Consider the following 20823-nt stretch of genomic DNA (forward strand, 5'->3'; position numbering starts at 1 on the left):
ATTGATTAGTGTCATAGGCGAGCCACGCTCTCACAGCGAAGGTCACCAGGGGGCCGCCGGCCAGTGCGTAGAACTCGAACCACGTCATTCCTTGGGCCCTCCTTGAACGTCTGCCGGGGGTGGGAAGCAGGCATTGATGGGGAGGCTGAAAGCGGATGTTCGGCTCAGGACCGAAGTCGGACGAAACTGCGCTACGGCGCTTTTATGAAGCGTAAGAAAGCCGCCAGTGCCGGATCGCGGCGGTGGCTTCGAGGAAAGTAGATACGTGGTCCGTCAAACTCCTGTGGCCAGTTGCTAAGTAGAACGGTGAGTTCACCCCGCTGGATATGAGGTGCGACGAACTCTTCAAAGGCGAACAAGATCCCATGTCCGGCTACGGCTGCGGCGATCTGGATGTCGCTGGAGCCTGTCGTCAGCCGCCCCTGCGGCTTTACTTTGATCCGTTCGCCGTTCCGCTCGAACTCCCAATCTGATACCCGACCACTCGGAAACAGGTGCCCGATGCCTACGTGGGTTGCCAGTTCCGCCGGATGGTGTGGTGTGCCGTGTGCGGCCAGATACGCGGGCGACGCCACGCCGACATACCGTTGACGCCTTGGTCCAATCGGTACTGCCATCATATCGGCCGCAATGTGCTCGCCGTAGCGAATGCCAGCGACGCATCCTGCCGCCATCACATCGACCAAGCCGTCGGTCACGCTGATCTCAAGCTGGATCCGAGGATGGGCGGTGAGGAAGGCCGCTGCGATTGGCGGGAGGATGTGGCGTGCGACGACGCCTGGCACGTCGAGTTTCAGCGTTCCGCCGGGCTCGCCGTCTTGTGTCACGCCCTCATAGGCAACGGTGATCTCCGCCAGGGCGGGGCGCACCCGGTCGAGGAGCCGCTGACCTGCCTCTGTCGGCACGACGCTCCTGGTGGTCCGATTGAAGAGGCGGACACCGACCGCTTGTTCCAACCGCTGAACGGCATCGCTGAGTGAGGACGCCGAAATCCCGTGGCGCTGAGCGGCAGCCCGAAAGCCGCCCGCGTCGGCGACCCGCATGAACGAACTCAGGTCACCCAGATCGGGGACTGCCATTGTCCGGCCCCGCGAACGCCTCGTTCTGACGGACCCGTCTTATCGGACAATTGGTTGATGTCCTAATGATGCTTCAGAACCTCGCGGCAGAGGTTCAGGACCGGAGAGCATCATGGAAATGCGTCGTCTCGGCTTGAACGGACCGAGCGTGTCAGCGATCGGCCTCGGTTGCATGGGCATGTCGGAGTTCTACGGCCATAGCGATCGTACCACCGCCCTCGCCACGATCGCAGCGGCGATCGAAGCCGGGGTCACCATGTTTGATACGGCCGATTTCTATGGCATGGGCCATAACGAAACGCTCTTGGCCGAAGGACTGCGTGGCAAGCGCGATCGAGCTTTCATCCAGGTGAAGTTTGGAGCGCAGCGAGGACCGGACGGTGCGTTCCTGGGGATCGATGCACGTCCAGGAGCGGTGAAGACCGCCCTGGCCTATTCACTGCGTCGTCTCGGGTCCGATCACGTCGATCTCTATCAGACGTGCCTGGATCCGGCTGTTCCGGTCGAGGATACGATCGGAGCGATCGGAGATCTCGTGCGGCAGGGATATGTCCGGCACGTGGGCATCACGAATGTCGATGCCGCAACCCTTCGGCGAGCCCATGCGGCGCACCCGATCACGGCACTGCAATTCGAGTATGGCCTCATGTCCCGTGACATCGAGAGTGAGGTTCTGCCGACGTGCCGCGAGCTTGGCATCGGCGTTACAGCCTATGGCGTCCTCGGCCGCGGCCTCCTGACAGGAAGCTCGGGGAGCGGCGTAGGCGACTACCGGTCGATCGTCTTCCCGCGCTTCCGCGAGGCTAACCGCGCTCACAACGGAGGGCTTGCGGACGCACTACAACGCGTCGCCCAGAGCAACAGGATCACGGTCGCACAGGCAGCGATTGGTTGGGTAGCAAGCCAGGGTGATGACATCGTCCCTCTGGTCGGCGCTCGCACGCCAGAGCGTCTTACCGAAGCGTTGGCGGCACCATTACATCTCCAACCTGAGACCCTGTTTGCTATCGAGGAGGCCGTTCCGCAAGCAGCAGTTCGTGGGAGCCGTGAGATGAGTGCACACAGTTGAGTAAGAGCGAGCGCGGAGAATAGATCAACAACGGCTGTGCGCTCACCCGGCCCGTATCCCCTACACAGCGGCCGAGCTTTGCGACTTCAACGAGCGACCTAACAGCGAACATTCTCACTGACCGCTCAGGGTGGAGAGCTGTCATCGGGTAGCTGCCCGGAAGCCGACGTTGGGTTGCGCACGGGCGCGGCGCCGTGCTCACTCGACGAATGGATGAGCGCACGATCATCGCCGACCTCGAACGCCGCCTCGCGGCGGCGGAGGCGGCTTTGTCGGAGGAGATAGCCCTCCGACGGAGCGAGGAGCTTCGCCGCACTACCGTTGAAGGTGGTCCTACAAGAAGCGTCGATACCACAGAACAGCAAAGGGCCAAGGACGCTCTCCGCGACAGCGAAGCCCGCCATCGCGAACTGTTCGAACGCATGGCCGAGGGCTTCGCCGAGTTGGAGGCGGTGCGCGACGATGAAGGAAACCTGACAGACTTTCGCCATCTAGCCCGAAATCCAGCAAGCACGCGCGTGACGGGACTCCGGGACGAACAGGTCTTGGGTCGTCTAGTCGGCGAGGTGCTGCCGCCTAAGGATGCGCGCTTTTGGATAGACGCCTATTCACAAGTCTTCGTCTCCGGCCAGCCTTCACATTTTGAGAACTTTATCCCGAATTTGGACCGCTGGTTTGGCATCAACGTCACTCCCTTCGGAAGGAATGGTGTCGGCGTGTTCTACGAGGACATCACCGACCGCAAACGCTCCGAACTCGCCGCGCGGGAGAATGAAGAGCGACAGGCGTTTCTGCTGAAGCTCAGCGACACCTTCCGAAAGCAGATGGACGCAGCCTCGCTCATCAGCGCGGCGGCTCGTTTGCTGGGCGAGAAGATGGACGCGTCTCGCATCATGTTCGCCGAATTCGACGTGGGACGTGGCGTTGCGGAAATTTTCTTCGGATGGTTCGCCGACGGTGCTGAACCTTTCCCAACCACAATGAGCCTTGACGAATACAAGGGTTCTATCGTCGATGACCTGCTCGCCGGCCGCACGGTGCGGATTAACGATACGGGCTCACCTTTCGATCGGCCAGATCTTGCTGCGATAGCAGAGATAGGCGTCAAGGCTCTACTGAGTGTTCCGGTTGTGGCCCCTGGCCGTCGTGTCGTAAATTTAAGCGTTCATCAGCACACGGCCCGACACTGGACCGATGACGATGTGGCGCTCGTCAACGAAGTCATCCAACGTCTCTGGTCGGACCTCCAGCGGATGCGATCGGAGGGCGCCCTGCAAGCCAGCGAGGAGCGCTTCCGCCAGTTTGCCAACGCCTCGGCTGCCGGTCTCTGGATGAGGAAGACCGACACGCTGGTGATGGAGTTCACCAGCCCCGCCATCGCGACGATCTACGGCGTGGAGGCCGATGCCCTGCTGGGAGAGGTGGCACGCTGGGCCGCGATGATCGTGCCGGATGATCGCGAGGCCGCCCTCGGTCGCCTGGCGGAGGCATGCTGCGGCGAAACCGTCGTCCACGAGTTCCGCATCCAGAGGCCGTCCGACGGTGCATTCCGCTGGATCAGGAACGTCGATTTCCCGCTGCGCGACAACGGCCACATCCTGCGCATCGGCGGCATCGCGCAGGACGTCACTGAGGCCAAGCTCGCCGTCGAGCACCAAGCCGTCCTCCTGGCCGAACTCCAGCATCGCGTGCGCAACATCATGGCGCTCCTGCGCTCCATCACCGCCAGGACAGGCGAGAGCGCCCAGAGCGCGTCGGAATACAGGGACATGATGATGGGCCGGCTCCTCGCCTTTGCCCGCGTCCAGGCGCTGCTCACTCGCGCGGCGAATGTCAACGTCGGCATCGCCTCCCTCGTCCACGACGAGGTCAACGTGCAGGCCCAGCACGAAGGCCAGTACGTTCTCGATGGCCCCAATGTCACGCTCTCGCCGAAGGCCGCCGAGGTGCTGACGCTGGCGGTCCACGAGTTGGCAACCAACGCGCTGAAGTACGGGGCGCTTTCCGTGCCCACCGGCCGGGTCACTGTGCGCTGGTCGACCTTCGAGAAGCGCGGCGGCACTTGGCTCGCCTTCGACTGGACTGAGGAAGGCGCCCCCGTACGAGCGCAGCCCACACCTGACACGCCGCGCCACCGCGGCTTCGGCTCGGAGCTAATTGAGGCGCGCATCCCCTACGAACTGCGGGGTCGCGGGCAGGTCACCATTGAGCCCGGAGGCGCGCGCTGCCACCTGGAATTCCCGCTCCAGGAGGGCGCCAGTATCCTGGAGACGGGCGCGCCGCAGCGCGCGAGCGTATTTGGAGGAGCGATCGACATGACGGGCGAACCGGACCTGACCGGCCGCCGTGTGCTGGTGGTGGAAGACGACTACTACCTCGCCACCGATGCAGCGCGGGCGTTGCGGGGTGCTGGGGCGGAGGTGCTTGGCCCCTGCGCGACGGAGGCGGATGCGAGGGCCGAACTAGTGGAACAGCGCCCCGACGCGGTCGTGGTCGACATTAACCTCGGGCCGGGACCGTCCTTCAAGTTGGCGGAGGCGCTAAAGGATCGCGGCATCCCGTTCGTTTTCACGACGGGCTACGACGCGGAGGTGATCCCGGCGGAGTTTGCGGAGGTCGAGCGCCTGGAGAAGCCACTTCAGCTACGACAAATCGTGGGTGCGATCGCGAAACTGACGACGGCCGCATAAGCCGGGAGCGGACCTAATCAGGGTCTGCAACGGGTCGAATGCGGCGGTTCCGCACCTGCCGACCTGATGGTGGCTTTTAATGCAAAGACGGCATCGGAAGTTGGCCAGTGAGCCCGGCTCCTCCATCATCGATCACGCGCGCTTCCGTTTAACGGAATTCGCCAGCGGTGCTTCCGTCGGCCTAGATGCTCGAATGCCAGCAGCGTGCTTGAAGGCCGCGGAGGGCGATCTAGCGCGCTCCTAGCGCAGCTTGAAAAAAGCTCTGTCCGATCAGCAGGGTAGGGGGCTTTCAGCTCAGATCATAATCCTTGTGTCGGGGGTTCAAATCCCTCCTCCGCTACCAGAATTTTTCAACCCCGCTAAGCAGTTAGCGGGGTTTTTCATTGCCTTGCCCTTGCGCCAGAACGGCAATATTTCCTAGCGCAGTGCTAGCGCAGACCAAAAAATTGCCCTGCTCCCGTAACGGTTTGCTGGGGGGTCAGAAAGCACTCTAGCGCACTCCTAGCGCAGTCATCTGCACCGCAGTAACCAGACAGAGCCACCCCTTGAGACCCCCTGGCAACGTCCCCGACGAGCGCTTCCAGCTGTTCCAGCGCAAGGGCAGCGCCAAGTGGCAGATGCGCTTCAGCATCCGAGGACAGGGGCAGCTCAAGCGCTCCCTGGATACCGACGATCTGCGTGAGGCGCAGCGGCGGGCGGAGGCCATCTGGTACGAAGCAACCTACCGGGCTCAGCAGGGGCTCACTGCCCGCGCGCACACGTTCGAGAGCGTGGCTGAGGAGTACATTGCGCAGATCCTGCGCGAGGTGGAGCGTGGCGAACGTCGAGCCGACCAAGGCAAGAGCGAGCCGGCGGTGATCCGCCGGTACTTCGTGGGCTACTTCGGCCAGAAGCCCGTGGATGCCGTCAGCGAGGCCGATCTGGAGCGTTATGCGGAGTGGCGGCGCACCTACTGGACCGAGGGCCCTGGCAAGCTTGTCACGCACATCGAGTACGAAAGGGGAGGCCACTGCCTTCGTCGGCCCGTACGCCGCTCAGCGCCTTCTCTGAGCCGCCAGAGGGGCGAGTTGGTGGTGCTGAGGCAGCTGCTACGCTGGGCCTCGCGGCAGGGCTACCTGAAGACGCCGCCCGAGGTCACCATCAAGGCTCGGCGCATGCCGGACAATCGGCGACCCAGCTTTGAGCCCCATGAGTTCGCCCACCTACAGAAGATCAGCCTCAGCCGGCTCGTGGACCCCATCATGGACGGCAGCGGAGCTATGGTGGAAGCAAGCGACAAGCGGCGCTGGCGCATTAAGCGGCTGGACGACCACACACGGCGTGATCGCACCCTGCTGCATGCGTACGTGATGATTGGCGCGTTCTCCGGTCTCCGGCCCACCGAGATGTACAATCTCACGTGGGGCGACGTGCTGGGCTATCGAGCAGGGCGGGGCAAGCCCGTGGATCAGCGCGACATTCGGTTGCAGGTGCGAGGCAAGGGCAAGAGCGGCAAAGCGATCCCGCAGAAGGCGGCGATCCCGTGGTTCGACACCCTGTGGATGCTGTTCGAGCGCGCAATGGGTCGTGAACCCGTGGATGCCGATCCGGTGTTTGCGAGTGAGGCGGGCAAGCGGATCACGTCGGTGGCCAACGGCTTCACCGAACTGCTTAAGGCGGCTGGGCTGGAGCGAGACCACCGCGGGATCAAACGCACGCCGTACTCGCTCCGGCACTTCTACATCAGCGAGCAGCTGGCCAACGGCTCGGAGGTGCTGGATGTGGCTCGCAACTGCCGCACGTCCCTGGCCATGATCGACAAGCATTATGGGCAAGTGCGACTTGAACGTGTAGTAGATCGACTACGGCCAGAGTGGAAGCGAGCATAGGCTGAGCGACCAAAACAAACATGATTGCACTATGTTGTCAGAGGGTCTCAACGGCCGCACGCATCATATCATCGTTCACATCGATGTAGCGCTGAGTGGTCGAGAGATGCCGGTGGCCAGCGAGCATCATGATGGCCTTGGGCGATATGCCCGCGTGCGCAAGACGGGTGATGAACCACCGGCGACCACTATGGCTGGAACCGCCGTCCAGACCCGCCTGATCGTACCAGCCCCGCATGAGCTGACAGAGGGTATTGGCGTTGAACGCCGCGCGCTTCTGCGTGACGAGCACCGGCTGCTCGCGGGGAGGGGAGGAGGGCAGGGACGATCGGTACTGCTCGATCTCGCGTCGCAGCCGGGCATTGAGGAACACCACGCGCGCGTGCCCGCCTTTGGTGACAGCCGCGCTGAGGCGCAGCTGTTCCCGCACCTTGCCCTCTCCCTCGAGGAGGTCGCTCCAACGGAGTGAGGCGATCTCGCCCACCCGGAGCCCTGCCAGATAGCTCAGCATGAGAGCCATCCGGTTACGGGGGCCGTAGCGCCCTTGGCTCACCACGGCTGTGAGGCGTCGGAACTCGGCCTCCGTCGGCACCCGTGCTTGCTTCAATGAAAGCTCCGTATCAATCATTATTTAGTAATCATTGATACACCCAATAATGTTTACGGGCGAGTATATATCTGATATTATTGCAAAAATAATAAACTCTCAACTAAATAGACTTCAATGCATATGGGAAAAACCAGCGTATAATCATTGATACCAGAGTAGCGTCTAAAAAAACAAATTTGATGCGAAAATGAGATTATAATATTTCATTAGAATTATGTCTTATGCCTTGCAGGCGCAAGATTGCGATATAAATAACATCACAAAAAGCAAATATGGATTGGTTTCGCATCAACAAGCCTCGCCATAATATTATGCAGGAGTTGCTAAAAGTCGATCAATCCATCTGCGGTTGGCTCCTTGGTTCAATTTTAGTATATGAGTTGTGAGCATTGAATATTCCTCATCTTGACCCCGCATCTCACCCAACTCATCCATGATCTGACCCGCCCTACTTATTGCATCCAGGGCTGCTTGCTCATTTCCAGTACCATGCCGACGAATTGCTAAAGCTAGTTGTAAGGTTACTTCAGCTATCTTACGGCGGATTACGAGCGCTTTTTGCTCCCTACGTCTTCGTATATATGCATGGTTTAGATGATATATGCGTATTGAGGCACGAGCACGCTCGAAGTAAACTGGCTCATCTTCCCTTGAAGCCTGAGGTGTTGCCACCCCTAGATCATTGAATCCAATAAGCCCCACCTCATCGCCGCGATACGGATCGATAAGCGCAGGGTACTCATCTCGAAGGATATCGTCGGGTTTGGTAGCGCGTATGCCACCTTTCAATAGTGGAAATTCCGAACTTTTACCACCCCCACCAACTATAGCACCGTTACTAACCCGCCGCTCATTGCAAAATCGGCAGGCAAAGCGCAAGTTAGACACTTCGAACGCGAGCCACCAATAGCCTCGGTGTCCGTTAGCCTCTACGCCACTCTTTGGACGGTAGTGGTCAACTTGATAGTCGTCGCGAACGCGCACTGTCTCGCAATAAAAACATTTATTCTTAGAAATTTTACTCAGGTTTTCCTTGAGCTCTCCCCAGACATTTGAAAATTCGCCAATTGTCTTTGGTTTATCTAAAGATTTCGCTACAGCCTTTTCAGCCGCCAACTTTTTGGCGTTCCAACCTGGCGGCAATACAAGATTATCTGAGGGAATTTTTCTCATTTTTTATCACCAAATAATTCGTCGAGAATTTTATCCATCAGCTCATCACGCTCCTTTAATTGCTTACGCGTCAGCGTTGTCTCCGATGCGATGAAAGCCGCTTCGCGCTCCATGATTCTTTTGACAAATTCGGCATACAGCGGATCTGGTAATGACGCGCTCACATCAACTTCCGATAAGCGCTGATTTACTCTATCCAACTCTGCAGATTGTGCAGGGGACCGATCATCTCCGAGTGCAACAAGGTGGTGCTTTTCGTTGACATCTTTCTGCACAGATGGAGCCATAAGCGAATCTAAGCCGAACATCTCGCTCATCAGCACGCCTGGCACGCCAAGTTTGCTCGGGTCCTCTGACGGCTCTCGCGCTTCAATCTTGCCATCCTCCGATTTGGTAAGCAATCTCACTTGCTTGCGATTTGACATAGCAACGGCCACGGGGTCGTGCGTCACAAAAAGCAAGTGACGGCTTTTATCTTGCCCTACAACTTTATCAACTAATTCAAGAAATTTGAGACCCCATACAGGATTCAAATGAGTATCAGGCTCGTCGAGGAGAAACAAACTTTCTTCGTCCTTGGTAAACCTTAAAAGACCTAAAACCATAAGTAACTGTTGCTCTCCCTCACTTAATTCACGAAACCCTATGCTACCATCTGCGCCCGTCTTACGAATTGTTACGACAATATCGTAAATCAGATCCGAAACGAACGCACTTTCTAAAAGCCTAAAAAGGCTACGCGATCGCGGTTCTTTTTTTGGCTTAAGATTGTCGACAATACGTCGTAAGTCTTCAACTTTCCTTATGAATAGATATATTCTTTGTCGATTTGATTTAGTGTTTATTCCTGTACGTTCTTTAGCAAGGACTTGAAGCGGAGCTAGTGATGCATCATAAAGTTGATTTAAGAATTTTCTGACAACACCCTTAGCATTCCAGAACTTAGATTTGTCTTTGACCGATTGATTTGCGCCCCAAGAGGGTTTTTGCAGCACGAATAACGCGCTTGCCAGCTCTTCAATGCCCAATTCTTCATGAAGCACAGATAGTGCTTCGGCATCCTGATCAATTAGAAATGCCAACAGAACAAAGCGACTATGTATCGCACGCCCGTAAATGAGACTTTGATGGGCTGATATATCGCCAGCTATCATTTTGTCGCGAAATAATACAAGAGACCTATCAAAAAGTTTGCTTAATCTATCGCTAGCGCCTGAGTAATATGCAAACAGAGTTCTAGGAAGCAACCCATTTTCTGTCAAGTATAGCGCATTCACGTTATTTCCCTCGACATTAATATTTGTTCGGACTCTTTCTCTATTGGGATCATGATCGATTAAAATTTTTATGTTTTTGATTTCATAAATTATATTGTATGAGAAATCAGTCTCTGTATGGCGACCTTCAATCAGGTCTCGAAAGATAATGACGAGCGCTTCAATGAGATTCGATTTTCCTGCTCCATTATTGCCAATTAGCAAAACATCCGGTATATTCTCATCAAAATTTATTTCAAAATCGAAAAGATTCTTATATCGCGGAAGTGTAAGCTTGAGAACTTTCATGACAACTTACCCGTGACGCGCCCAATTAAATTTTTTTCGCTATCTTCAAATACTGTGCCAGCGTCTATAAGGGCGCTGAGTTCCGAATAAAAATTCTCTAGATCTTCTATATCATAGTGTGATGCTGTGAACAGTTGCTCTGGTGATAATGGCTTCTCTGCGGTGATGAGTATACTCGCTAGAGAGGGTCTTTGCTTTGAGTGCATGGCATTCAACGATCCAGAATTTATTTGACGGACGGTGCGAGACCGCTGCGATTTGACCCGTACCGATATGGGCTGAATTGGCACATCGGACGGGATGCTTCGGTCGCCACTTAATGCCTCCCCTAACATTTTAGGCCGGATCGCGCCTAAAAGATGACGCGCTTGCTGCACCTCTCTCTGAAGATTTTCAATTTCTGAAATCGTAAGAGTCAATGCGTTATCGATTTGTGTAACCGTATCTCGGGGTGGTATAGGAACAATAAGGGATTTTACAGCCCGAGCGCTAATCGAAGCCAGATTGCTTGTTTGCGTTCCTGCAGCCTCAAGATAGCTATGTGCAACGTAGTTGGTATATCGTGCAAGAAATAGAGGAGATATAATATCAGAATTTAATCGAACCCTGAATACATGATTTTGATGTATGCAATTTGATATCTGTCCTTCCCAGATCCAACCACGACCTAACTTATCACGATCACCACCCTCGTTCATCAAAACGTCGCCAACCTCCAAAAGTAGACGATCTACCTCGGTTTTACGCACCATTATGCTTTTAACATCTTTCAGATCTAATCTGCCGCGCTGCACGTTCGCAACCCGTAAGTAAGGGAGCTCGACTAAATCATCGTTAGGCGTATATTTTCGCCCAAGAGTTATGCCGCCCTGAACTGACGCTATATCTCCGAGTGATTCTTCGGTCCAGCCTTCGCGCGAATTGTAAGCATTCTTAATATGCCTATCGAAATAATTGGAAATCTTTTGGGCCGCAGAGGATGCCTCAAAGTCGGCTTGACGAATCGCACGGTCGACGTCTTTCATAAAGGTAATAATTTCGTCTTGCTCAGATAATGAAGGCTGTGGTAATGGTATAGATGAAATGGTACGTGTTGAGAGATGCTTTACTGTGACGGAGGATGTATTGGCGTTAATTGCTTTGAGATAGCCTGGCAATATAAGCTCGAGGAACGATTGGCGGTATATTGGAGAATCGACTGTAATCTTGGCAACGCGTTGATTTAAAAGGGCTCGAGGTCCATTCCAGTTCGCCGATCGAAACTCACCATCGAGCCCGACGAGATAATCGCCTGTATTAACCCAAAAATCGTCAGTAATAGGTCCTGAGTAAAGCGTTTCAGCCGTGTTTTTGCCAATATCTCGAATTCTTATCAGAGGGGTACCACTCAATTCATTGAAATATCGCGAAGAATACGCAAAGCCTGATTTTATCTCCGCAATTTTGCCAAGTTCCACACGAGGCCATCGCTCCGCGCAATTAAGAAGTGGATCGGTGGATGATTGTATGAATTCGAAATTTGGCGATCTGAGAGTCATTGGACGCTTATATCATTGTCTGTCCGGGCAGCGAGGACCTCCACGGCGGCTGACGCTCGCTGCAAGTGTTCTCTCACGGCTTCGAGAAGATCATTAACATCTTCTAATATGTCTTCACTGGCGTCTGGCTCTGTCAACCATACTACGTCCAGGGTGTCATCTCTGCATGCTAAGTCGTCCCGGGAGAATCTTCGAAACCGGCTCAGCTCGGGTTCAGCCTCGGGGGGCCGAATTGACCCGTCCGGAAGTTCGCCAAATTTTGAAATAAAATCTGAGAAATCTTCATACCGTAACGGTCGAGATCGTCCGAAGGCGGGAAGCCCTGCCCTGAGATCGTAAAACCAAGTTGCCGAAGTAGAACTTCCTGGAATATAATTAAAAAATAGTACGCTAGTGCGTATTCCTTGGGCATAGAAAATGCCGGACGGAAGACGAAGTATTGTGTGCAGCACGAAGTTATCTAATAGCCAAGTCCGTACCTGACGAGCAACGCCACCAGCGAAGAGAACATTATCAGGAACAATAACAGCTGCCCGGCCGTTAGGGCTCAATCCTCTGCCTATATGTTCGATAAAAGCGAGTTGCTTATTTCGGCTAGCGCCAGTGAGCGTTAAATTGGCACGTTCCGGCTTCCGACCGCGTTTGGATACCCCGAATGGTGGATTGCTCAAGATCACATCTGATCGCGGTAAAGCGGCTCCTGCCTCCGCCATGGCATCGCCCGATATCAGCCCTGATACATCCATATCATGAAGCAGGAAATTCATAAGTAATAGTCGAAATGTCTCTGGCACAATCTCGCATCCGACAATCTTTGCCCTGTTTTTAATGGGGGATGACTGTCCATTGATCGCACGACTGGCGGCTACTAAGAAGCCACCAGTTCCCGCGGCAGGATCTTGTATTATTTCGCCTTCTTTTGGCCGCATAACCGTGATGATGCAGTCAATTAGGGGTCTAGGCGTAAAATATTGTCCAGCGCCACTTTTTCTATCTGTTGCAATTTTTTCAAGTAAGCCTTCATAAATCTCGCCGACAACTTCGAAATCAGAGGCATACCATGACATCGAGTTGATTACGTTTAATATCCTTTGGAAGTTATCACTGCTGCGAATGGAGGTTCTTGCATTTAAGTAGATGGAAGATATTGTAGCATTCTCGTGTCCATCAAGCGCCTTAAGCATAGCATTATAATTTTTGAGAGAGAGATCCGGGCTGCAGTCTACAAGCATCTTCCATCGGACATTGTTGGGTAGCCTATTGTCTAAATTTCGCTCGCTCAGCAATTTCAAGAAAAGGATGTATGTTAATTCTGTTAGGTAATCCTGCGACGTCACACCATCATTTCGCAAAATATCGCACAGTGCCCAGAGTTCATTGACAACATCACGCGGGGATGCCTCAGGCTCGATCATCGCAGCAACTCATATCCGCATGGTACGTTCGTCACTGCTTCGTTTAGCGCAGCTGCGCTGTCTCGCGCTAGGGCGTCTCTCCAACCCGCCCTGGCTGCGCCCGAGCGCCTCGCCCACACCCTCGACCGTGCCCTCACCCCCCGATGGCGCCGGACCGGCGCGCACCGGCGGCGTGGCGGTGGGCGCGCACCACCGTCGCGTCCACGAAGTGCAGGTCCCAGTCGAGATCGCCACGGGCATCGGCCTGCGCCTGCAGGCGCTGCAGCACCCGGTCGAACACGCCGGCTTTGCGCCAACGATAGAACCGGCTCGACACGGTTCCGACCGCGCCGTAGCGCGCCGGCAGATCCTCCCACGGCGCGCTCGTGCGCAGGATCCAGAGCATGCCGTTGAGGCCCCGACGGTGATCCTCCGCAGGCCGGCCGGTACGCGGCTTCTGCGGCGGCAGCAGTGGGGCGATCTGCTCCGACTGCGCGTCGGTCAGTTCAAAGCGTCGCATTCCAATCACGTGGGCGCTCACCCCGCCCATGTGAACCCCTTTGCAGAGACGCCCTAGGCGCTCGGGCGTTGCCAGGGCCGGCTCTCGACCAAAGCTGCATCTGCGTGCCGAGCGCGGAGGCTTATAGCGGCTGCCCTGACGCCTGACTTGCGGCAGGAGCATTTCGCCCTGGATGCGCTTATGGAAAAGGGCGTCGTACGACGAGGGCGCTGCCGCCCCGGCTTCCACCTAAAGCCGAGTATCACAGCTTACAAGCGAGGCTACGCCAGCCTAGTCGCCCGGCGCTGGCTCGTGCAACGACGGGGCGATCAATCCGATGGCGAGGATCGTAGCGCCCCTTGCTCTCTACCGCCGCGAAGCGCCGGAACTCGGCTTCAGTGGGTACCGTCGCTTGCTTCACCGAAACCTCATACTTCAAGCTGTTTCGCTGCAAAGTATGATGTTTCCGGGCATGTGCGAGGTCGAGCACGCAGGTACGCTCAATGAGATCAACGGCTTAGCCGCAAACATCACAGAATTCTACTTTTATGATGTTTTGCCCGTGCAGCTGATCCGCCCTCCAAGCTCGCGCTCCCTCGCCAATGGCTGCACGGCTTCCTAACGCCATGAGCGAGGAGCCTCTTATGCGCCTGATCGATGCCGCCACCCGTGAACTGCTGCTGGCCAACGGCCGGGATCGCGACGGTGACCACCACCCAGTGGTCAAGCTGTTCAACCCCATGGGGCCTGCCACGTGGTTGATCTGCGCGATGGAAGCAGATGGCGACACCCTCTTCGGGCTGTGTGATCTCGGCTTCGGCGAGCCCGAACTCGGCTATGTGAGCCTCGCTGAGATCGAGGAGGTGAGCGCGGGTCTCGCGATTGGCTTGGAGCGGGATACCTCGTTCCGACCTACTCATGCCATATCCGTCTATGCACGTGCGGCGCGCGAAGCCGGGCGGATCGTCGACCTTAGTTCCTCCCGCTCAGTGTAACCGAGCGAGAGATCCTTCGGGGTGTGGGGCGCCCCCGTTTCGATTGATCGAAGCCTGCACAAATATCCCAATTATATGATGTTCCCGTGATGCACCCCTTCATTAAATGCCTCGCGGAGCATTTCAATCCCGGCTGGGTCAACAATTTCCGACCCATTTCCAGTTCCTGCACGTATCCAAGGTACCCGACCAGGATGCGCAGCTTGCTCTTGGGGTGATTGAGCTGCTTGTATAGCTTGGCGGAGTGTCGGGTAGATCGTTTGCGGCTGGTAGGATGGACGAGGATCGGTCGCCGGCTCGACCCAAACCACCGCTATATCTCTGACGGGCAATATTATCTCCTATCAGTCAGTCGTTAGATGCGAGCGCAGAGCAGACCGTATTGCGCCTTGTCGGGGCCTGCAACGGGCCGGAGCAGCCCCTCAGTGGGACATGGTCCCTTGAGCTGTATCAGGGGACTGGTGGGGCTCGATCGGCTACGATCCCGTCCATGTGCAACCTCTACAGCAGTTCCCGCTCCCAGGATGAGATCCGGCGCACCTTCGCGGTCGATCGCGACGAGACCGGCAACCTGCCATCGCTGCCCGGCATCTTTCCGGACCAGATGGCGCCCGTCATTCACGCCTCTGACGGTGAGCGGGTACTGACTATGATGCGCTGGGGCTTCCCACCGCCCCCGAAGCTTGGCACGCAGCCGGTCACCAACGTGCGCAACGTCGCCTCGCCCTACTGGCGACCCTGGCTCAAGCCGGCCCACCGCTGCCTCGTGCCGGTGACCTCGTTCAGCGAGTACGCCGACACCAAGCCCCGTAAGACGCCGGTGTGGTTTGCCCTTGACGAGAGCCGGCCGCTGTTCGCCTTCGCGGGGATCTGGCGACCCTGGACGGGCGTGCGTGGACCGAAGCGGGACGAGCCCGTGCCGGAGGAGCACCGGCTGTTCTCGTTCCTGACGACGGAGGCCAACGGGATAGTCGGTCCGGTTCACCCCAAGGCGATGCCGGTCCTCCTGACGACCCCTGAGGAGTGGCGCGCGTGGCTCGAAGCGCCAGCCGAGGAGGCGCTTCAGCTACAACGGCCCCTGCCGGATGAGATGATGACCGAGGTCGCTCGGGGCGAGCGGAAGGATGGAGGATAAAGATGAGGCTTCGAGAATGCTGGCGGCGGCTACTCACCAGCCTTCTCCCTCATTCCGAGGTCGAGCCGGTGTTCCCGGCTTCCGCGGTCGTAGGTGCAGGCAAGCCACCCTGCGCGGTGGCGATCTCTACAGCTTCCTGCGCATGAGGACCCACAGGGTGCTGGTGCCGTTCGAGATAGGTTTTCGCCGCCGCCAGCCGATCAAGGGCCGCGCTCGGCTTCCGGTACTGCTCCGCCATGAGATCTTCGGTCATGGCGAAGGCAAGCTCTTCCGCCAGTGCGGCTATGAGCGGAAGGGGGTCAGTGAGGGCAGGTTGCGCGATCATGATGCATCCTCGGTGCCCCATCTCAATTCTATTTAGGGCGATCTTCTCTTTCTCAAAGGGACAGATCCACACAGGCGGTCGCCTGAGCCGCCACTCATCGTGGGTAGCCGACGGCTGTCACCTCGCTGGTCATGCGGTAAGAGGCAATCGGCTGCTCTCGCTCAGTCGAGATCATGCAGTTTCGCGATCGCTGGCTCAGTTGGTACATCACGGGCTTTCGACCTCCGCCCCAACTGCTGCTCCCGCAGGAAGATGAAGAGACCGCTGGCAAAGATGATGCCGGCTCCAGCTATTGTGAGCGGACCAATCATCTCGCCAAAGAACATGTAGCCGAACAGCATGCCCCATAGGATCAACGTGTACTGATAGGGCACGACCGTCGTCGCAGGCGCCAGCCGGAGCGACTGGTTCACGCATAAATTTCCCAACAGCGATCCAACGCCCAGCAGCAGCATCAGCGCGAAGTCCGTGGGTCCGGTGGAGGTCCACCCATAGGCCAGCACCAGAACCGCACCGAAAATCAGCGACGACACCAGCTGGCCCGTCATCAGAACGGTGCCGGGAACAGCCGCTAGCTTGCGGGTGGTGATGAGGAACAGCGCGTAGAAGAAGCTGCCGGCGAGGGCGCACACCGCTCCCACGGACAACGATCCCGGTGAGGGATGGAGGGCAAGGGCGACCCCGCAGAAGCCCACCCCGATGGCGGCCCAGCGACGCCAGCCAACGCGCTCGCCTAGCAGCAGGGGAGAGAGAGCGGTCACATAGATTGGACCCGCCATGTAGTAGGTCATGACCTCAGCCAGGGGCAGCGTGCTGACGCCCCAGAAGAAGAGCGAGGCTTCGAGCGTCGAGAAGCCCGCTCTCACCAGCTGCAATCCGGGGCGCGGTGCATCGCGGAAGCCGCTGAGCCCGACCCGGTGAATGGCAGGCGCCATCACGCACAGGCCGGAGATGCTGCGGACCAGCATGAGCTGACCCACCGCGTAGGTGCCGAGCAGCCATTTGCCCATCGTGTCGTTCAACGCGAAGAACAGCACGCCGAGCAGCATCATCACGATGCCACCGATGGCGCCCACCGGCACGGCGGCACGCCCCACACTCACAGCCACGGTTTCCTACCCTTCGTCGTTTTGGAGCAGCGGGGGGCAATCAGAGTTCGGCGACCGATCCGCCCTGGTCGTGCGACCAATCGCGCCGCATCCCGCCGATCCGGTTACCCCCGGGATGCATTCCGGTGGCCGCGCCGACGCCATACCCGACCGAAGCCACCCACTCCACCGTGATGATTAGGGACGGCATCGGCGGACGATCTGGCCTTGATGTGCGTGCAACCGCGGCGAGCAGCGGGGCCATATCTCCGCCTGCCACATCCGTGTACCGCTCTCCCCAACCGCCACCGCCAGCCCTGTCCCAGCTGGTCCGATCTGAGAATGGCACCGATGAATTTGCCGCTCCGGCGAGTGTTTCCGCCCATCCTGCTCCCAACATTCGTAGCCGTGGTTGACGGTACCATCATCACGGCGGCGCTGCCGGCGATGGCGAGCGAGTTCGGCGACGTGGAGCGGGTCTCCTGGGTGGTCGCATCCTACTTGGTGGCCAGCACCGTGGCGGCACCCGTCTACGGTCGGCTGGGGGATGCTCTCGGGCGGCGACGCATGCTGCTGCTGGCCCTGGTGCTGTTCGTCACGGCGTCCGTGCTGTGCGCCTTGGCTCATAGCCTCCTGACGCTGGTTGGGGCGCGCATTCTGCAGGGCTTCGGCGGCGGAGGCTTGATGGTGCTGAGCCAGGCGGTGCTCGCCGAGAATGTCGCGCGCCATCAGCTCGGTCGAGCCCAAGGGTTCATGGCCGCCGTGATCGTGGCCTCCTCAACATTCGGTCCGGTGGCAGGCGGGGCGCTGACGCAGGCGTTCGGATGGCCTTCGGTCTTCCTGGTGAACCTGCCGCTCGGCCTGCTGGCTATGGTGCTTCTTGTGCGGCTACCCAGCCGCGAAGGCAGCGGCGAGCGCGGGAAGTTCGACTGGCCGGGCCTATTCCTGTTTGCCGGATCGGTGGTGCCGCTCCTGTTGGCGCTGGAACAGCTACAGAGCGTCGAACCTGCGACGCTGCTCGGGATCGGGATGTCCCTGGTCTGCCTCGTGCTGCTGTGGCGGCAGGAGCGGCGAGCGGCGCACCCGCTGTTCCCGCTGGACCTGCTGCGTCGCCCGGCCATGTGGCGAGCGAACGCCATGGCTGCCTGCTCCGGCGCGTTGCTGGTGAGCGAAGCGACGATCCTGCCGATCCACTTGCGAGCGGTGGACGGGGCTTCGGCAGGAGAGATCGGGCTGATGATGCTGCCTCTGACTGCGACGGTTGGGGTAGGATCGCTGATCACGGGGCGACTGGTCTCGCGTACTGGGCGTGTCGCCATTTTCCCCGCAGTGGGTCAGACCGCAGCCGCGCTGGGCTTGCTGCTCGTGGCGTTCGGGATGGGTCCGGTCGGGGCAGTGCTCGGCCCCTGGGGTCTCCCGGCGATGCTGGCGGTCGTGGCGGTGTTTCAGGGCTCGGCTATGCCGGTGGCTCAAATCACCATGCAGTCGCAGGCTCCACCCGCCATGCTGGGTGCTGCGTCTGCGTCCGTGCAACTGTCGCGGTCGGTTGGCTCGGCCATCGGCGTCACCATCGCGATGGGGGTGCTGTTCGTGGCGCTGGGTCGGAACGCCGCGATTGCTGATGTCTTCGCCGACGCCGTTCGACACGGTCCCGCCGCCCTGGCGAGCTTGCCAGAGGCGTCGCGCGGTTCAGCAATGACACACATTCAAAGCGGCTTCTCAGCCGCCTTCTCGACCATCGCACTCTTCGCTATAGCCAATGCAGTACTGGCGTGGACCCTGCCGGTGCGGCGGCTCTAAAGACAACTAGTGGAGCATGCTTCTGCTCACTCCGACCTGGCTAAAAGCTGGAGGATCATAACAACTCATCAGCGGCGAGCCTGGAATTAAACTAGAACTCTTTTGCTGCCTGACCCAGGCACAGCGTGTGAAACGTTTCTATAGCAACAGGGTAACCCGAGGTGCTTGATCCATCGAGAATTTTGCCATCCTCGAAAATTCGATAAGATCCAGAGACATCATCAGAGGCCTTTGCCAGCCCAGCAAATTCATATGTTCCGCCGTTAAAAATTGTAAATGAGCCTATCTTGCAGTTTCCAGCAAACTGATCGCTTAAGCGCGTTTCCAGCAAGGCGTCGTCTATACGTTTTCTTGAAATATTTTGAACATAATCGGTACAGTAGCCCTCGGCAAGGTACCGTCACGGGAGGTCTTACGCTCCACCTTCATCAATCACACGAGCACCCCGCGCCCAGCAAAGCGGCGGCGGTTTCGTACGTGCGCTGTCGGCGCGGCGCAGTGATGCAGCGACGCCCGGCAACAAAGCGCGCACTAATTAGTTGGTGGGGACTGTTACCGATGATGGCCAGACACGGATCTCGCTAGATGTATCATCACATAGCCAGCATTGCCCATCTCGCAAACTGCGCTAGCATGGTTCTGGCTTGGGCGCCGTGCAGCTAGGGGGACTATAATGATAAACAGAAAGATTGTCTTTGTGATTGGAGCGGGCTCAGGCTTTGACATCAACATGCCACTAGGCACGAAACTAGCCGAAAATATATCAAATTTGACGGCAGTTAAGAACGGCGCCTATGGCATGCCAGAGCCATGCGATCAGAAATTTTCTGATATGCTTCGATACTATGCTCATAATAACGATGATATGGAAGACCCGGATGTAATTGAAAAATACTATAAAATTTCTAGTGATATTAGTCTCGGGATCAATCTTGCTAAATCAATTGACGACTTTGTAAATACTCATCAGCAAAACAAAAATCTGGTCGCTGTGGCTAAGATAGCAATCGCAGAATGTATTCTTAAAGCAGAAAGAAATTGCTTGTTGTATAATGAGTTCAACGGAAGACAATTTGTCGATTTTTCTCAAACGAAGCGCACATGGTACAGTAGTTTGTTCTCTACCCTGACGCACGGCGTGCCATCTTCAAACATGGCAGACGCATTCAAGTACATAACGTTTATAAACTTCAATTATGATAGATGTCTGGAGTTCTTTCTAACAAATGCACTTCGGCAATATTTTTTATGCGACACTGAATATGCCAATAATGTAGTTAAAAATATAAAGATACTGCATCCATACGGACAAGTTGGCTTCTTGCCTGGCTCCGCAGGCACTAGGAATATTATAAAATTTGGAGGATGCGACGACTATCCTCACAGCTCAGTCAAAGCAGCAAATGAAATAATAACTTACACGGAGAACATACAAGATGGAAATTTGCGGTCGGATATTCTTGAGGCGATATCTGGTGCGCAGAGCATCGTGTTTCTCGGGTTCGGATTTCATGATCAAAATATCAAGATATTGACACCGCCACCCTCCCAAATTGTCTTCAACAAGCAGATATTCGCTACTGCGATGGGAATTTCAAAACCAAACGCAAAGGTTTTGATGCATAATCTAAGAACGATGTGTTTGCCGCCTAACTCTGGAGCGCAATCCGATAATGCAATTTTCCTAGAAAGGGAACTAGATTGTACTGGCCTGCTTTCCGATTATGATCTTGTACTGAAGTGATGGCGAGACCTTATCACTTCGCCCTGCAGCGGACAAACACGAGCGTCTGGCGTCCGCCCTAAAAGTGGGTAGAACGCATCTCAGGGACTATGCCGCCCTGCGACGTGGGGATCAGGCGGGCCGTGTAGGCGTAGCGCGCCCCACCGCCGATCACGCGACATCGCCGCCCGGCGTCAGCTGCCGTGACAGGTCATCCGCAGATTGATGGTGCTGTGCGCACGACGGGATGGGGCGCAGCTTGTCCAAGGCCC

Annotated in this window: 17 protein-coding genes and 1 pseudogene; 8 read left to right on the forward strand and 10 right to left on the reverse strand. The window is 57.0% G+C overall.

The annotated features are described in order from the left end of the window. Window positions 1–191 precede the first annotated feature (191 nt). Window positions 192–1079 carry a LysR family transcriptional regulator gene (locus DK412_RS04655; RefSeq protein WP_109970998.1) on the reverse strand — a complete coding sequence of 296 codons (888 nt, stop codon included), beginning with the start codon at window positions 1077–1079 and terminating at the stop codon, window positions 192–194. A gap of 112 nt (window positions 1080–1191) precedes the next feature. Between DK412_RS04655 and DK412_RS04660 the strand changes: the two genes are divergently transcribed. From DK412_RS04660 to DK412_RS04670, 3 genes are all read left to right on the forward strand, one after another. Beyond that, on the forward strand, window positions 1192–2148 hold the full coding sequence (locus DK412_RS04660; protein ID WP_109970999.1) for an aldo/keto reductase: 957 nt from the start codon (window positions 1192–1194) through the stop codon (window positions 2146–2148). A gap of 209 nt (window positions 2149–2357) precedes the next feature. Then, window positions 2358–4838, forward strand: coding sequence for a PAS domain S-box protein (locus DK412_RS04665; RefSeq protein WP_109971000.1), 2481 nt, complete (start codon window positions 2358–2360; stop codon window positions 4836–4838). Window positions 4839–5383: 545 nt separating this feature from the next. Next, window positions 5384–6706, forward strand: a complete 1323-nt coding sequence (locus DK412_RS04670; RefSeq protein ID WP_109971001.1) for a site-specific integrase — start codon at window positions 5384–5386, stop codon at window positions 6704–6706. A gap of 37 nt (window positions 6707–6743) precedes the next feature. Here the strand turns inward: DK412_RS04670 and DK412_RS04675 are convergent, their stop codons facing one another. From DK412_RS04675 to DK412_RS04700, 6 genes and pseudogenes are all read right to left on the reverse strand, one after another. Continuing rightward, window positions 6744–7334, reverse strand: a complete 591-nt coding sequence (locus DK412_RS04675) for a site-specific integrase (protein WP_245447430.1) — start codon at window positions 7332–7334, stop codon at window positions 6744–6746. A gap of 291 nt (window positions 7335–7625) precedes the next feature. Further along, a complete protein-coding gene (locus DK412_RS29990; RefSeq protein ID WP_162596102.1) occupies window positions 7626–8489 on the reverse strand; it encodes a hypothetical protein in 864 nt (287 codons plus the stop codon). Continuing rightward, window positions 8486–10054 (reverse strand): ATP-binding protein, encoded by a 1569-nt coding sequence (locus DK412_RS04680; protein WP_109975061.1) that lies wholly within the window; start codon window positions 10052–10054, stop codon window positions 8486–8488. The genes DK412_RS29990 and DK412_RS04680 overlap by 4 nt, the downstream gene beginning before the upstream one ends. Continuing rightward, on the reverse strand, window positions 10051–11592 hold the full coding sequence (locus DK412_RS04685; RefSeq protein WP_109975062.1) for a restriction endonuclease subunit S: 1542 nt from the start codon (window positions 11590–11592) through the stop codon (window positions 10051–10053). The genes DK412_RS04680 and DK412_RS04685 overlap by 4 nt, the downstream gene beginning before the upstream one ends. Then, complete coding sequence (locus tag DK412_RS04690; protein WP_162596104.1) at window positions 11589–13007, reverse strand: N-6 DNA methylase; 1419 nt, start codon at window positions 13005–13007, stop codon at window positions 11589–11591. The genes DK412_RS04685 and DK412_RS04690 overlap by 4 nt, the downstream gene beginning before the upstream one ends. Window positions 13008–13091: 84 nt before the next feature. Next, window positions 13092–13506: pseudogene (locus DK412_RS04700) on the reverse strand (IS5 family transposase); the annotation flags it as partial. A 316-nt stretch (window positions 13507–13822) separates the two neighbouring features. Between DK412_RS04700 and DK412_RS29995 the strand changes: the two are divergent. The 3 genes from DK412_RS29995 (at window position 13823) to DK412_RS04710 (ending at window position 15615) form a co-directional block, all read left to right on the forward strand. Then, complete coding sequence (locus DK412_RS29995) at window positions 13823–14107, forward strand: hypothetical protein (protein ID WP_162596105.1); 285 nt, start codon at window positions 13823–13825, stop codon at window positions 14105–14107. Window positions 14108–14129: 22 nt separating this feature from the next. Next, a complete protein-coding gene (locus DK412_RS04705) occupies window positions 14130–14480 on the forward strand; it encodes a DUF2958 domain-containing protein (protein WP_109971002.1) in 351 nt (116 codons plus the stop codon). 490 nt (window positions 14481–14970) lie between these two features. Next, a complete protein-coding gene (locus DK412_RS04710; RefSeq protein ID WP_109971003.1) occupies window positions 14971–15615 on the forward strand; it encodes an SOS response-associated peptidase in 645 nt (214 codons plus the stop codon). A 49-nt stretch (window positions 15616–15664) separates the two neighbouring features. On the opposite strand, the gene DK412_RS04715 is transcribed toward DK412_RS04710, so the two are convergent. Together DK412_RS04715 and DK412_RS04720 are read right to left on the reverse strand one after the other, a co-directional pair. Further along, entirely contained in the window at window positions 15665–15940 is a 276-nt protein-coding gene (locus DK412_RS04715; protein ID WP_109971004.1) for a hypothetical protein, read from the reverse strand. Window positions 15941–16101: 161 nt separating this feature from the next. Next, window positions 16102–17022 (reverse strand): DMT family transporter, encoded by a 921-nt coding sequence (locus DK412_RS04720; protein ID WP_245447431.1) that lies wholly within the window; start codon window positions 17020–17022, stop codon window positions 16102–16104. Window positions 17023–17379: 357 nt separating this feature from the next. Here DK412_RS04720 and DK412_RS04725 point away from each other — a divergent pair, with 357 nt between their 5' ends. Continuing rightward, the gene (locus tag DK412_RS04725; RefSeq protein ID WP_162596106.1) at window positions 17380–18828 is read left to right on the forward strand and encodes an MFS transporter; all 1449 of its coding nucleotides are present in this window, start codon (window positions 17380–17382) and stop codon (window positions 18826–18828) included. Between the two features lie 91 nt (window positions 18829–18919). Here the strand turns inward: DK412_RS04725 and DK412_RS30540 are convergent, their stop codons facing one another. After that, window positions 18920–19159 carry a hypothetical protein gene (locus DK412_RS30540; RefSeq protein WP_204165497.1) on the reverse strand — a complete coding sequence of 80 codons (240 nt, stop codon included), beginning with the start codon at window positions 19157–19159 and terminating at the stop codon, window positions 18920–18922. 342 nt (window positions 19160–19501) lie between these two features. On the opposite strand from DK412_RS30540, the gene DK412_RS04730 reads away from it, so the two are divergent. Next, the gene (locus tag DK412_RS04730) at window positions 19502–20572 is read left to right on the forward strand and encodes an SIR2 family protein (RefSeq protein ID WP_109971006.1); all 1071 of its coding nucleotides are present in this window, start codon (window positions 19502–19504) and stop codon (window positions 20570–20572) included. Window positions 20573–20823 lie beyond the last annotated feature (251 nt).

Source organism: Methylobacterium sp. 17Sr1-1 (genome assembly GCF_003173775.1).
Classification (GTDB): domain Bacteria; phylum Pseudomonadota; class Alphaproteobacteria; order Rhizobiales; family Beijerinckiaceae; genus Methylobacterium.

Coding starts and splice junctions, on each gene's coding strand:
- DK412_RS04730 (WP_109971006.1), top strand. CDS start 19,502: ATGATAAACAGAAAGATTGTCTTTGTGATTGGAGCGGGCTCAGGCTTT.
- DK412_RS04710 (WP_109971003.1), top strand. CDS start 14,971: ATGTGCAACCTCTACAGCAGTTCCCGCTCCCAGGATGAGATCCGGCGC.
- DK412_RS04690 (WP_162596104.1), bottom strand. CDS start 13,007: ATGATCGAGCCTGAGGCATCCCCGCGTGATGTTGTCAATGAACTCTGG.
- DK412_RS04685 (WP_109975062.1), bottom strand. CDS start 11,592: ATGACTCTCAGATCGCCAAATTTCGAATTCATACAATCATCCACCGAT.
- DK412_RS04715 (WP_109971004.1), bottom strand. CDS start 15,940: ATGATCGCGCAACCTGCCCTCACTGACCCCCTTCCGCTCATAGCCGCA.
- DK412_RS04675 (WP_245447430.1), bottom strand. CDS start 7,334: ATGATTGATACGGAGCTTTCATTGAAGCAAGCACGGGTGCCGACGGAG.
- DK412_RS04725 (WP_162596106.1), top strand. CDS start 17,380: ATGAATTTGCCGCTCCGGCGAGTGTTTCCGCCCATCCTGCTCCCAACA.
- DK412_RS29995 (WP_162596105.1), top strand. CDS start 13,823: ATGGCGAGGATCGTAGCGCCCCTTGCTCTCTACCGCCGCGAAGCGCCG.
- DK412_RS04660 (WP_109970999.1), top strand. CDS start 1,192: ATGGAAATGCGTCGTCTCGGCTTGAACGGACCGAGCGTGTCAGCGATC.
- DK412_RS04655 (WP_109970998.1), bottom strand. CDS start 1,079: ATGGCAGTCCCCGATCTGGGTGACCTGAGTTCGTTCATGCGGGTCGCC.
- DK412_RS04680 (WP_109975061.1), bottom strand. CDS start 10,054: ATGAAAGTTCTCAAGCTTACACTTCCGCGATATAAGAATCTTTTCGAT.
- DK412_RS04665 (WP_109971000.1), top strand. CDS start 2,358: ATGGATGAGCGCACGATCATCGCCGACCTCGAACGCCGCCTCGCGGCG.
- DK412_RS04705 (WP_109971002.1), top strand. CDS start 14,130: ATGCGCCTGATCGATGCCGCCACCCGTGAACTGCTGCTGGCCAACGGC.
- DK412_RS29990 (WP_162596102.1), bottom strand. CDS start 8,489: ATGAGAAAAATTCCCTCAGATAATCTTGTATTGCCGCCAGGTTGGAAC.